The following is a 12391-nucleotide window of genomic DNA, read 5'->3' as shown; positions in this document are numbered from 1 at the left end:
GGGCGGTTCGCCCTGAACACGGTTCGCCCTGAGGGCGGTTCACCCTCAGGGATGAGGCGGCCGCACTCAGAACGAACGCCCCTCCGCGTGGTACGGGTGCTCCGGTCCGACCAGGTCCGGCCGGTCCGGCCGGTCGCGCTCGTCGGCGCAGAGGGCGGAGGAGAGCCGGGTCAGCAGGTCGGCGAGGTCCGCGTACTGCTTCTCGTCCCAGTCGCCGAGGAGTTCGGAGAGCTGCTCCCGCCGGGCGGCCACCAGCCTCAGCGCCACCTCCTCGCCCGGTTCGGTGAGCCGCAGCGGGAGACCGCCGGTGCGCGAGGCGAGCCCCCCGCCCTCGACCTCGCGGACGGCCTCCTCGATCACCGCCATCGGGACGATCCGCCGCTCGGCCAGTTCGGCGGGCTCGACCGAGCCGTGGTGGTACATCTGCAACAACAGCCAGCTGGAGGCCGGTTTGAGGTCCAGTCCGGCACCCTCGGTGATCCGCCGGAAGAGGTCGCGGCGGGCCTCCCGGGTACTCAGCACCGAGAGGGCGCGGGCGATCTCGTCCAACGAGGACCGCTCGACCGGGTTGAGGCCGATGGACTCGCTGAGGTCGGGGGCGGTGACCGTCGAGCGGAGCTTCTGCTCGCGCAGGAAGAGCGAGAGCACGAAGGCGACGACGGCGACCGGCACCGCGTACAGGAAGACCCGGGTGATCGACTCGGCGTACGCGTGGTAGATCGCGTCCTGCACGTCGGTCGGGAGCCCGGCGATGACGCGCGGGTCGGAGGTGACCGCCCCGGGGCTGAAGCCGGGCGGCAGCGGCACCCCGGCGAGGGCGTCCCGGAGCCGGTCGTTCAGCCCGGACGCGAAGACGGTGCCGAACACGGAGACGCCGAAGGACGCCCCGATGGAGCGGAAGAAGGTGGCGCCGGCGGTGGCGACGCCGAGGTCCTGGTAGCCGACGGAGTTCTGCACGATCAGCACCAGCACCTGCATCACCAGGCCCAGGCCGAGGCCGAAGACGAGGAAGTAGCAGCTCATCTCGAAGGTGCTGCTGTGCTCGTCCAGCCGGGAGAGCAGCAGCAGGCCCACGGTGGTGACGGCCGTTCCGGCGATCGGGAAGATCCGGTAGTGGCCGGTGCGGGCGACGATCTGGCCGGAGCCGATCGAGGTGACCAGCATGCCGAGCACCATCGGCAGCATGTGGATGCCGGACATGGTCGGCGAGACCTGCATGACCACCTGGAGGAAGGTCGGCAGGTAGGTGAGCGCGCCGAACATGGCGAAGCCGACGACGAAGGAGATGACGGCGACCAGGCTGAACGTCCGCGAGCGGAACAGCCGCAACGGCAGCACCGGCTCGGCGGCGGCCCGTTCGACCAGCACGAACGCGACCAGCAGGACGAGGCCCAGCACGCCGAGGCCGACGATCTGCCAGGAGTTCCACGCCCACGTCGTACCGCCGAGGGAGGTCATCAGCACCAGGCAGGTGGCCACCGAGGCGATCAGCACGGTGCCCAGGTAGTCGATCCGGTGCCGCCGCTTCACCTCCGTCCCGTGCAGCACGGCGGCGATCACCACCAGGGCGACCACGCCGATCGGCAGGTTGATGTAGAAGACCCAGCGCCAGCTGAGGTTGTCCACGAAGAGGCCGCCGAGCAGCGGGCCGAGCACGCTGGTGACGCCGAAGACGGCGCCGAAGAGGCCCTGGTACTTCCCGCGGTCCCGGGGTGAGACCAGGTCACCGACGATGGCCTGCGAAAGCACCATCAGCCCGCCGCCGCCGAGGCCCTGCAGGGCGCGGAAGGCGATCAGTTCGCCCATGTTCTGGGCGATGCCGCAGAGCACCGAGCCCAGCAGGAAGATCACGATCGAGGCCTGGAAGAACCGCTTCCGGCCGTACATGTCGCCGAGCTTGCCCCAGAGCGGGGTGGCCGCGGTCGAGGCGAGCATGTAGGCGGTGACCACCCAGGAGAGGTGCTCCAGGCCGCCCAGGTCGCTGACGATGGTGGGCAGTGCCGTGGAGACGATGGTCTGGTCGAGCGCGGCGAGCAGCATCGCCAGCAGCAGGGCGCTGATCGGGACCCAGAGCCTGGGGACGGTGGCCTCCGGCGGGCCCGGCTCGCTCGCGGGGCTCCGGTCGGACGCGGCGATCGGATCCGTCATGGGGTCTCCGTAGGGGTCGCGAGCCTGGGGCGGGGCGCCGGCCCGGGGTTGCCGGCCCCGGCCGGCCGGGGTCCGTGCGGTCGATCACTCCCGGTTCACCATGCTGTCAGAAATGCCCTGGTTTGCGCCGTTCAGTTGAGCCGAACGCAAGAGCGGCGGCCATCCGGGTGACAGTCCGGCCCCGCCGACCGTTCATCAAGTCCCAACCGCCACCAACCGGCACAACACCCCCAGAGCGGGCCGGACGCCCCTGTCCCACCGTCCGGGACGTCCTGCATAATCAGGCGCGTTCGCCCCCGGGAACACGCGTCCGGGCACCTGCGTCCGAGAGAACGTCCGAGCAGGCGTCCGGGAGCAGACGCCCGGGAACGCGCAGGGGGAGCAACGCGAGAACTGATCCGAGACCGAGGAGGACCGGCCGATGCCGGACCAGCACTGCCCGACGTGCGGCACCGCACGCTCCGCCGGGTGCCGGTGCCTCCCGGACCCGAGCCTGACCGAGACCACCGTCCTGCCCCACCTCGAAGGCCCGCCTCTGGTCCGGCCGTACGTGGCGCAGACCGCCGGACAGGTCGCGGACGCCCCGCCGAACGGCGCTCAGGCCGGCGGCGTCCAGGCCGGTGACGCTCAGGCCGGCGGCGTTGCGGCGGACCCGTTCGCCACCACCGTGCTGCCACCCGTCCAGCAACCGCCGCTCCAGCAGCCGCCGTTCCAGCAGCAGGTCCAGCAAGCACCGTTCCAGCAGCCCGTCCAGCAACAGCCGTTCCAGCAGCAGCCGCTCCAGGCGCCGATGTCACCTGTGGCGCCGATGCCACCGACCGCACCCATGGCGCCGCCGGGCCCGATGGCGCCGCCCTCGGTGCAGGCGACGACCGTCCTCCCGCAGGTCCCGCCGGCCGGGCCGGACGCCGGTGCCTACGCGACCACCGTGCTGCCCCCGGTCATGGCGGCGCCCCAGGACGACCAGCACCTGCCCCCCACCGACGGCGACGAGATCGGCCTCTTCCCCTTCACCCACTCCGCGCCCGCCGCCCCCGGGGCCGCGGCGGGCACCGGCGGCCGGGCCGCCCGGCGCGCGGCGGAGCAGGCGGAGGGGGGCGTGTCGGCCCGGCGCAAGGGGCTGCTGGTGGCCGCCGGCGCCGGACTGCTGGCGGTCACCGTCGGCCTGGCGTACGCGGTGACGCCCTCCGACGAGCCGAGCCACCAGGCGCAGCCGGCGCCCTCGACGACCCTGGCGCCCCCGCCGGTCGACCCGACCAAGCCGCCGGAGCCGAGCCCGAGCGCCCCGCCGTCCACCAGCGACGCCCCGAGCCCGACGGCGACCAGGACGGCCCGGCCGAGCCCGACCAGGACGGCGGCGCCCGCCCCCACGGCCGCGACCCCGCCGCCTGCGGCCGCTCCCCCGGCACCCACCACCCCGCCGCCCGCGGCGCCGAGCCCGACGGCCAGCCCGACGCCGACGCCCACGGCGACCACCCCGACGCCCACCGCGTCCCCGACGATCCGGGTGCTCCAGCTGAACATGACCGGCCCGGACGTCAAGGACATGCAGCAGCGCCTGTGGGCCGCCGAGTGCGGCATCGTCGACAAGTCGATCATCACCGGCACGTTCGACTACTGGACCCAGACGGTGCTGAACGACTTCCAGCGCTACAACCGGATCAAGGGCGAGAACAACGTCTACGGGCCGAAGACCCGGGCCGCACTGGAGGCCGACCCGGGCTGCTGACCCTTCGTCAGCCGGTGACCGCCTGGAAGATGCTGACCCCGGCCATCAGGATCATCACACCGGCCGCGACCCGGATGATCACCTTCATCGGCACGTACTTCAGCAGCTTCTGGCCGCCCGCGATGGCGATCCCCGCGACGGCGCACAGCGCCAGCCAGGCCCCGAGGCCCACGGCCAGCGGATCGGCGTACTTGGCGGCCAGGTTGGCGGTCATGATCTGGGTGAGGTCGCCGAACTCCGCGATCGCGACGACCGCGAAGCTGGCCCCGGCCACCTTCCAGAAGCTGTTGGCGGACGGCTCCTTGGCGGCGTGCCCGTCCTCGTCCTCCCCGCCGTGGAAGAGCAGCATGGCGGCGCCGGCCAGGAACAGCAGGCCGGTGACGCCCTCCACCCAGCGGTGCGGCAGCAGCGAGAGCAGGTGCCCGGCGACCAGGGCGAGGCCGACCTGGACGGCCATGGCGGCGGCGACACCGGCGAAGACGTAGCCCGCCCGGTACTTGGTGCCGAGCATCAGGCTGGCCAGGGCGGTCTTGTCCGGCAGTTCGGCCAGGAAGATGATGCCGAAGGTGATGGCGAGCACGGTCAGGCTCATGCGCCCGCCCCGCTTCGCTCGACAGGGGCATTCGCCCGTACGCACCTTCGGACGGTTCGCTCGCTTCGCGCGCTCATCGGAGGTTGGATTCCCTCGGTCGGGCTGTCCGGCCTCGGCAGCTCCGCAAGGGGTCGCTTCGGCCCGACAGCACTGGTCATGGTCACAGCACTGCGGCCGAAGGTCTCGCCGGCACCCGCACGCGACCGCGCGGACTGCCCCGGGCGCCGGGCCCCGGGGGGCCAGTATGTCGACGGTCCGGTGGAGGGCTACTCCCCTTCAACGCCGTCCAGCCTACCGGACGCCGTCGGGCACGGGCTCCGCGCCCACCAGGCCGCGGGCGACCAGCTCCAGCACCACCACGATCGCCACCGACTCCACCGCCAGCAGCGCGACCAGCACGAACAGCTGCACCGCCCCCGCCTGCACGGGGGTGGCGCCGCCGAGCAGCATGCCGACGAAGGCCCCGGGCAGCGTGACCAGGCCCACCGTCCGGGTCTGGTCGAGCGCGGGAACGAGCGAGGTGGCGGCAGCGGTACGGCAGATCTCCAGCCGGGCGGCGCGCGGCTCGAAGCCCAGGGCGAGCGCCGCCTCCACCTCGCCGTGGCGCTGCCGCAGCTCGTCCAGGGCCCGGCGGCCGGCCAGCGAGGTGGCGGTGAGCGCGCCGCCGATCAGGATGCCGGCGACCGGGATGACCGAGAGGCCCTTGAGCGGCAGCAGCCCGACGCCGAGCAGCAGGGCGAGCACCGGCAGCACCCCGGCGCCGATCGGCGCGGCCGCCCTGGTCCACTCCGGACCGGGGGTGATCCGCCGGCCGGCCGTCCGGACCGCGACCGTGAACATCAGCAGCACGAAGAGCGCCGACCACCAGAGCGAGCCGACCACCCAGGTGATCACCAGCGCGACGACCGCCAACTGCACGACCGCGCGCAGCCCGGCCCGGAGCACCGCGTGCCCGTGGCCCAGCAGGCCCCACCCGGCCACGGCCACGGCGGCGGCCAGCAGGACGGCGGTGACCACCCCGAGCACCGGGGTGACCGGCAGCAGCTGGCCGCCGCCCGCGGCCGCGAGCGGCACCGGCGTCAGATCCAGCTGGTGAACCACATCCGGTCCTGCCAGGACGTCATCGGGATCACCTCCGCCGTGTAGAGCGGGTAGAAGAAGGCGAAGCAGCCGACGACGGCCAGCACGATCAGCCCTGCCCCCACGGCTCCGTAGCGGCGCCGTTCGGGCGTGCAGCCCTCCGGCCCGAGCATCGCGCCGAGCATCTGGGCGACGGCCAGGCAGAGGAACGGCACCAGCACGACCATGTAGAAGGAGAAGACCGTCCGCTCCTGGTACTGGAACCACGGCAGGTAGATCCCGGCGACGCCGCAGAGCACGGCGCCGGAGCGCCAGTCGCGGCGGAAGAACCAGCGCCAGAGCAGGTAGACCAGGGCGAAGCAGGCCGCCCACCAGAGCACGGGGGTGCCGAGGCCGAGGATCTGCGCCGCGCAGCCGCCGGAAGCGGTGCAGCCGTGCTGCCCGTTCGGCACCTGTTCCCAGTACATGGAGACCGGGCGGCCCTGGACCAGCCAGCTGAAGGGGTTGGACTGGTACGTGTGCGGGGTGCTCAGCCCGGTGTTGAAGTCGTACATCTGCGAGTGGTAGTGCCAGAGGCTGCGCAGCGGCGCGGGCACCCAGGTCATGGGGATCTGCGGCAGCGGGACGCCCAGGAAGCTGTCCGGGGAGAGGCCGGCCCGGCTGTCGGCCCAGTGCCGGTCGTACCCGCCGCCGGTCCTGCCGCCGGCGACGAGCCAGCCGGTCCAGGCGCCCACGTACACCACCAGGGCCGAGCCGACCACGGCGAGGAAGGCGGGAACGGCGTCGCGGCGCAGCATCGAGCGCCACGGGCGCCGGGCGCCGGCCCAGCGCCGGCCGGACTGGTCCCAGAGCACGGTGAGCAGGCCGAAGGCGGCGAGGATCATGGAGCCGTTCCACTTGACCGCGCAGGCGGCGCCGAGGCACACGCCGGCGGCGATCCGCCAGGGGCGCCAGCCGAGGCGGACGGTGTCGCCGCCGTAGGCGTCGCGGACGGCGGCCAGGCGGGCCCGGGTGTGGTCGCGGTCGATCAGCAGACTGCCGAAGGCGGCGAGGACGAAGAACATCTGGACGCCGTCGAGCAGGCCGACCCGGCTCATCACCAGCTGGAGGCCGTCGACGGACATCAGCAGGGCGGCGGTGCAGCCGATCAGGGTGGACCCGAAGAGCCGGCGGCCGATCCGGGCCAGCATCAGCACGGTGACGGTGCCCAGCAGGGCGGTCATGAACCGCCAGCCGAAGGGGTGCAGCCCGAAGGCCGCCTCGCCCAGCGAGATCACCCACTTGCCGAGCGGCGGGTGGGCGATGAACTCGGGCGCGGAGGTGAGCGGGACGTTCTGCGGCACGGCCAGGATGTCGGCGTTGGCGCTGTCCGACCAGGTGCCCTCGTAGCCCTGCTTGAGCAGCGACCAGGCGTCCTTGGGGTAGTACGTCTCGTCGAAGACGAAGGCGTTGGGGTAGCCGAGGTTCCAGAACCGGAGGAGTCCGGCGAAGAGCGCCACGCCGATCGGCCCGAGCCAGCCGGACCGGTCGGCCGCCCAGCGCAGCAGCCCCCGCGGCGCCGGTGTCGGGGCCGCGGGGGCTGGTGGTGCGGGTGGGTGCGTGAGCGCCGCTTGCGTCATAGCCTCGCCGATTCGCCTGTCTCGCCTGTGCCGGCCGGGGCCGGGCGGTCAACAGCAACTGACACTATGTGCCGTTGGTCGCGAATCCAAGCGCGACGGGCGCCGTCCAGGTGACCCGGACGGCGCAGTCGCACGGCTGCTCAGCGCGGTCACGCCGCGGTCTGCAGCTCCCGGACGGGCAGGGTGGTGCGGACCACGACCGGGGCCACGTTGTCCTGGGCCGCGGTGAGGTACGGGCGCAGCTTCAGCGCCAGGACGACGATCAGCAGGGTGGAGCCGGCCATCGCCGCCAGGTAGAGCGGCCAGGTGCCGGAGCCGACCAGCAGCACGCCGACGGCCGGGCCGACCGCGATCGCGATCTGCTTCACCAGGGCGTACCCGGAGTTGTAGGTGCCGAGCAGCCGGGCCGGGGCGAGATCGGCGACGATCGGGCCCATGGTGGGGGCGAGCAGCGACTCGCCGACCCCGAACAGGGCGTAGATCGAGACGATCGCGACCGTGGCGGCCATGGTCTCGGTCCGGATCAGGCCGGCGACCAGGGCCATCGCCCAGGCGCCCAGCCAGACCACGCCGGCCGCGGCCATCGCGGTGGTGCGCCGGCGGCGCGCGGTGATCCGCACCACGAACATCTGGAGCACCACGATGGTCAGCGCGTTGGCGCCGATGGCGATGCCCAGGGTGGAGGGCGCGGTGCCGACGGTGTCGGTGGCGAAGGCCGCGACGCCGGACTCGAACTGGCCGTAGCAGGTGAAGAAGATCAGCCCGGCGAGCACGCAGAGCCGCAGCATCGCCTTGTCGGCGACCAGCGCGCGCAGGCCCTGCGGCCCGCCCTTCTGGTCCTGGACGAGGACGGGTGCGGCGTTCGGGATCCGCGCCGTGCCGGTGACCAGGGCGAGGCCCAGGAAGGTCGCCGCCTCGATGGTGAACAGCCTGGTCAGGCTGGCCGGGTCGGCGACATCGACGATCTGGCCGCCGACCAGCGCGCCGATGCCCATGCCCAGGTTGACCAGGGTGAACTGCAGCGCGAAGGCGTGCGAGCGGGTCGCGGCGGTCGAGCAGCGGACGATCATCGTGGCCAGCGCCGGCTGGCAGGTGGTGACACCCGCGCCGAAGAGGAAGGAGGAGACCAGCAGGGCCGGGGTGCCGGTGGCGTGGCCGAAGGCGAACGCGCCGGTGGCGGCGAGCGCGGCGCCGGCCAGCAGCACCGGGCGCGGGCCGTACCGGTCGATGCCGCGGCCGGTGAACGGGAGAACGGCGAGCGCGGCCAGCGCGAAGACGGTGAACACCATCCCGGCGGCCAGCGAGCCCAGCCCCCGCACCTGGTCCACGTACACGAACATGTACGGCATCGTGAACCCGCTGCCGAACGCACTGAGCGCGTTGCCGATCTGGACGCGGCGCAGCGGGCCGCCCGCCCCGCGCGTCTGCTGCCTCTGCTGCTTCACCGTGCCGGTCACCGTGCACACCCCTTCATGAGGTCCCTGCCGGCCCAGGAGCCGGCTTTCACTGGATACTCTTAAGTCCGTAAGATTTAAGAGCTAAAGTCTGACGTCATAAAGTCTTAGCACCAGAAGAGTGAGGAGTCAAAGGCTTAAGGGGTGCACCCCGCGTGCGACACTGTTGCGCATGACTGCAGAGAAGCCCGCGCCGGCCACCGCCCGCGAGCTGGGCATCGCCGAGCAGGTGGCCGTCTACCAGCGGGAATTCCCCGATGTGGACCCCCAGGTGGAGACCATCGTGCAGACCCTCTCCCGGGTCGCCCGGCGGATGAGCGTCGCCTACGACCGGCAGCTGACTGTGCTCGGAATCACCTCCGCCGAGTGGGAGGTGCTCAAGGCCCTGGTGGTCGCCGGGAGCCCCTACCGGCTGGGCCCGGGCGAGCTGGCCAAGCGGCTCGGACTCACCCCCGCCGCGATGACCCACCGGATCGACCGGATGGTCGCCGAGGACCTCGTCACCCGGGAGCGCGACGAGACCAACCGGGTCCGGGTGATCATCGAGCTGACCGACAACGGCCGCGACAAGTGGCTGGAGTCGATGCGGATGGCCGCCGTCTTCGAGGAGGTGCTGCTCCAGGACCTCGTCGGCGAGGAGCGCATCGTGCTCTCCGGCATGCTCGCGCGGATGCTGCGGCGGATCGAGGAGACCCAGCCCGACGCCCTCGGGCGCACCGACGACCTGGCCTGAGCACCGGCCCGCCGCCCCGGACGCCGCCCCCGACGGACGGATCAGGCCGGCACGGAGCCCGGGCGAGTCAGGTCGGCGCCGGCCCGGACAGCACGAAATCCGGCCCGCCGGGGGGCTCCCCCGGCGGGCCGGACCGTTCCTGGTCGTGCGAGGGTCCGTCAGGCCCTCATGTGCTCAGTCGCTCGGGCGGTTCAGCAGGGGCCGTTGTCGGTCCAGACGCCCCACTGACCGGTGGTGCTGGGGTCCTCGCCCTTGGTCCACCACTTGTTGGTGTAGTAGTGGCCCTTCCAGGAGACCTTGGTCGGGTTGGCGTAGGTGGCGGCCGAGTCCCAGCCCGGGGCGGCGGAGCAGCCGGCCGGGGTGGTCGGGGTCGCGGTGGCGGTCGGGGTGGCCGTGGCAGTCGCGGTGGCGGTCGGCGTGGGGGTCACCGTCGGAGTCGCGGTCGGGGTGGGCGTCGGCGCGGCCGGGCAGCCGGCGGCGGAGCCGTTGGTGGCCTCGACCATCTTGTCGAACAGCGCGGTCTTGGTGCCCAGGTCGTACAGCGAGAAGGCGAAGGAGCCGCCGAGGCCGTTGCAGTGGGCGTAGTCGACCTTGGCCTGGATCGACCGGGCGTCCTCACCGGACCAGAAGGTGGAGCCGTCGTAGAAGTACGTGGTCTTCGCCGTGTCGTCCCAGAAGGTCTTGGCCGGGTTGTCGACGAAGCCCGCGAGCTCCTTGTACATCTGGATGCCGGGCACGCTGCCGGACATCGAGGCACCGGCGGCCGGGCCGGTGGCGGGCTGGAAGAGGCCGTTCTTGCCGTTGTTCTGGACGCCGGTCCAGCCGCGGTAGTAGAACGGGACGCCCACGTTGATCTTCTTCGCGGGGAAGCCGCCCGGGATGCCGTAGTCGGCGTCGCCGGCGGTGTACGCCTTGATCGCGGCGTCGACCGAGTACTTGCCGTGGCCCGGTGCGGCCGGGGTCATCGGGTCGTCCGGGCCGGAGTAGAGCGGGGCCTGGTGGTTGGTCGGGCCCTTGGCGTCCCACGCACCGTGCATGTCGTAGGTCATGATGTCCAGGAACGTCAGGTACTGGCCGATCTTGTCGGTCTCGACGTTCCGGATCTTGTCCTGGCCGGCGCCGACCGCCGCCGCGGTGGCGTAGGTCTTGCCGTCGGCCTTGCCCTGGGCGTCGAGCTGCTCGCGCAGCTCCTTCAGCAGCAGGGTGAAGTTCTGCTTGTCGTTCGGGCTGGAGAGGTTGCCGGTGTGGCCGCCGCCGCCCGGGTACTCCCAGTCGATGTCGATGCCGTCGAAGACGCCGGCCGCCGCACCCTGGCCGCCGTAGCCGGCGTCGACCGGCAGGTTGCCCTTGATGAACATGTCGATGCAGGACGAGACCAGGTGCTTGCGCGAGGCGTCCGTGGCGGCCGCCGCCGAGAAGTACTTGGAGTAGGTCCAGCCGCCCAGCGAGATCAGGATCTTGAGGTTGGGGTTCTTCGCCTTCAGCTTCTTCAGCTGGTTGAAGTTGCCCGCGATCGGCTGGCCCCAGACGTCACCGACGCCGTCGACCGAGATGTCCGGCCCGAAGCTCTTCTGGTAGTCCGCGAAGGCGTCGCCCGCGCCGTCACCGGCGTTCGGGTTGTTGTCGTCCTGGTTGGCGGCCTTGGTGGCCTCGAAACAGCCCAGGTCGGTCGGGTTGATGTTGGCGAACGAGTAGATCAGGTAGTCCAGCTTCCCGGCCACGCCGGTGTCCTGGATCGTCTTGGGGTAGTACGCGTTCGCGTAGATCGACCACTGGTCGAAGTAGGCGACCTTGATGCCGCCGCTGGTGGCCGGTGCGCCGGTGGAGTTGGTGACGGCCGCGTTGGCCGGGGCGCCGCCGGAGAGGGCGAGGCCCGCGCCGAGCAGCAGGGAGGCGGTCGTCCCGGCCGCGACGGCGGCCAGGCTCTTCGGGCGCCGGCGGCGGCCGCCCTCCTGGGCCGGGGTCCCGGCCCTTTCGATACGTGAACGGAGCATGGGTGCGTGACTCCTGGTTGTGGGGGATTCCGCCGCCCCGGCGGGTCCGTACGGGGTGGGGCCGCACGACCAGGGCATGACAGAACGAGGGAAGGGAATCGAGCGGGAACATGCCTTGACGGACACCGGGATATGCCGAACCGGCGCCCGCGGCCAAGACCGCTGACGCCGGTTCAGGGGCTCCCTGCACCTGGGAATAAAATGGACTAGACCAAATCCCCCGTCAAGGGGTGATGTTGAGCCTTGAGCCGCCCTTAAGGTTGGCCGATTTCCTCGTCACCCCCGCTGACCTGCGGGTCAGTAGCGGACGGCATTTGCCACTTCGGCCTTGACCGTGCCGGTCAGGTCCCGGTTGCTGCGCGCGGTGGCCTGGGCGCTCTGCCCGGGGGCGACGTCCGGAACGGTCACCGCCGTCGCGTCCAGCACGTTGCCGGAGCCGTCGGTGAAGTTGACCTGGATCACGTAGCGGCCCGACTGCTGCCCGTGGTTGGTGATGGTGAGCGGCACCTCGGCCTTGCCGTCCGAGCCGATCGTGACCGCTCCGGCGGCGACGTCGCCCTTGGCGTCCAGCCCGCCCTTGATGCCCGCGACAGCCGAGGAGGCCGCCGCCTCGGCCGACGCGGCCGCCGACGCGACGGCCGAGGAGATCCCGCCCGCGGCCGAGGCGGCCGCCGAAGCCGCCGCCGAGGCCGCGGCGGAGGCGGCCGCGGAGAGCCCGGACTCCACCGCGCCCGCGACCGAGGAGACGGCGCTGCTGGCCTTGCCGTTCGAGGAGCAGCCGGCCAGCGCCGTCGCGCCGAGCACGACCGCGGCCAGCGCGCCGGCCAGCGCACGGCGGGGGCGGTGGACGACGGGAGCGTCCGGGTCCTGCGCGGTCGGCCGGAAGGGGGCCGCCGTCCGACACCCGGGCCGCTGTTCCGGCCCGCGGTCGGACCGGTGCACGGGCCGGTTCTCGGCCCGGTTCTCAGGCCGGTTCTCAGACCGGCACTCGGGCCGGCGCTCGGGCCGGTGGTCCGGCTGACGATCCATCGGGGTCCTCGAT

At 72.3% G+C, this 12391-nt stretch carries 9 protein-coding genes; 2 read left to right on the top strand and 7 right to left on the bottom strand.

Annotation, left to right across the window (positions count from 1 at the left end; all coding sequences use genetic code 11):
- Positions 1–66: 66 nt before the first annotated feature.
- Positions 67–2148, bottom strand: coding sequence for an MFS transporter (locus tag J5Y04_RS20075; protein WP_209413446.1), 2082 nt, complete (start codon positions 2146–2148; stop codon positions 67–69).
- A 421-nt stretch (positions 2149–2569) separates the two neighbouring features.
- Between J5Y04_RS20075 and J5Y04_RS20070 the strand changes: the two genes are divergently transcribed.
- Positions 2570–3877, top strand: a complete 1308-nt coding sequence (locus J5Y04_RS20070) for a peptidoglycan-binding protein (RefSeq protein ID WP_209413445.1) — start codon at positions 2570–2572, stop codon at positions 3875–3877.
- 7 nt (positions 3878–3884) lie between these two features.
- Here J5Y04_RS20070 and J5Y04_RS20065 read toward each other — a convergent pair whose 3' ends face one another.
- From J5Y04_RS20065 to J5Y04_RS20050, 4 genes are all read right to left on the bottom strand, one after another.
- On the bottom strand, positions 3885–4469 hold the full coding sequence (locus J5Y04_RS20065) for a TMEM165/GDT1 family protein (RefSeq protein ID WP_209413444.1): 585 nt from the start codon (positions 4467–4469) through the stop codon (positions 3885–3887).
- 291 nt (positions 4470–4760) lie between these two features.
- Entirely contained in the window at positions 4761–5570 is an 810-nt protein-coding gene (locus J5Y04_RS20060) for an ABC transporter permease (protein WP_307853206.1), read from the bottom strand.
- Complete coding sequence (locus J5Y04_RS20055; protein WP_209413443.1) at positions 5549–7168, bottom strand: dolichyl-phosphate-mannose--protein mannosyltransferase; 1620 nt, start codon at positions 7166–7168, stop codon at positions 5549–5551. The genes J5Y04_RS20060 and J5Y04_RS20055 overlap by 22 nt, the downstream gene beginning before the upstream one ends.
- Positions 7169–7317: 149 nt before the next feature.
- Positions 7318–8625 (bottom strand): MFS transporter, encoded by a 1308-nt coding sequence (locus tag J5Y04_RS20050; protein ID WP_307853205.1) that lies wholly within the window; start codon positions 8623–8625, stop codon positions 7318–7320.
- Between the two features lie 169 nt (positions 8626–8794).
- On the opposite strand from J5Y04_RS20050, the gene J5Y04_RS20045 reads away from it, so the two are divergent.
- Positions 8795–9355, top strand: a complete 561-nt coding sequence (locus tag J5Y04_RS20045; RefSeq protein WP_209413442.1) for a MarR family winged helix-turn-helix transcriptional regulator — start codon at positions 8795–8797, stop codon at positions 9353–9355.
- 191 nt (positions 9356–9546) lie between these two features.
- Here J5Y04_RS20045 and J5Y04_RS20040 read toward each other — a convergent pair whose 3' ends face one another.
- On the bottom strand, positions 9547–11349 hold the full coding sequence (locus J5Y04_RS20040; protein ID WP_209413441.1) for a glycosyl hydrolase family 18 protein: 1803 nt from the start codon (positions 11347–11349) through the stop codon (positions 9547–9549).
- 297 nt (positions 11350–11646) lie between these two features.
- Positions 11647–12291: an FxLYD domain-containing protein gene (locus J5Y04_RS20035; RefSeq protein ID WP_307853204.1), complete on the bottom strand. Its 645-nt coding sequence runs from the start codon at positions 12289–12291 to the stop codon at positions 11647–11649.
- Positions 12292–12391: the final 100 nt, after the last annotated feature.

Origin of the sequence: Kitasatospora sp. RG8 (assembly GCF_017813315.1) — a bacterium.
Classification (GTDB): Bacteria; Actinomycetota; Actinomycetes; order Streptomycetales; family Streptomycetaceae; genus Kitasatospora.
The sequence above is the reverse complement of the archived record's forward strand: the minus strand, read 5'-3'. Positions and strand labels throughout refer to the sequence as shown.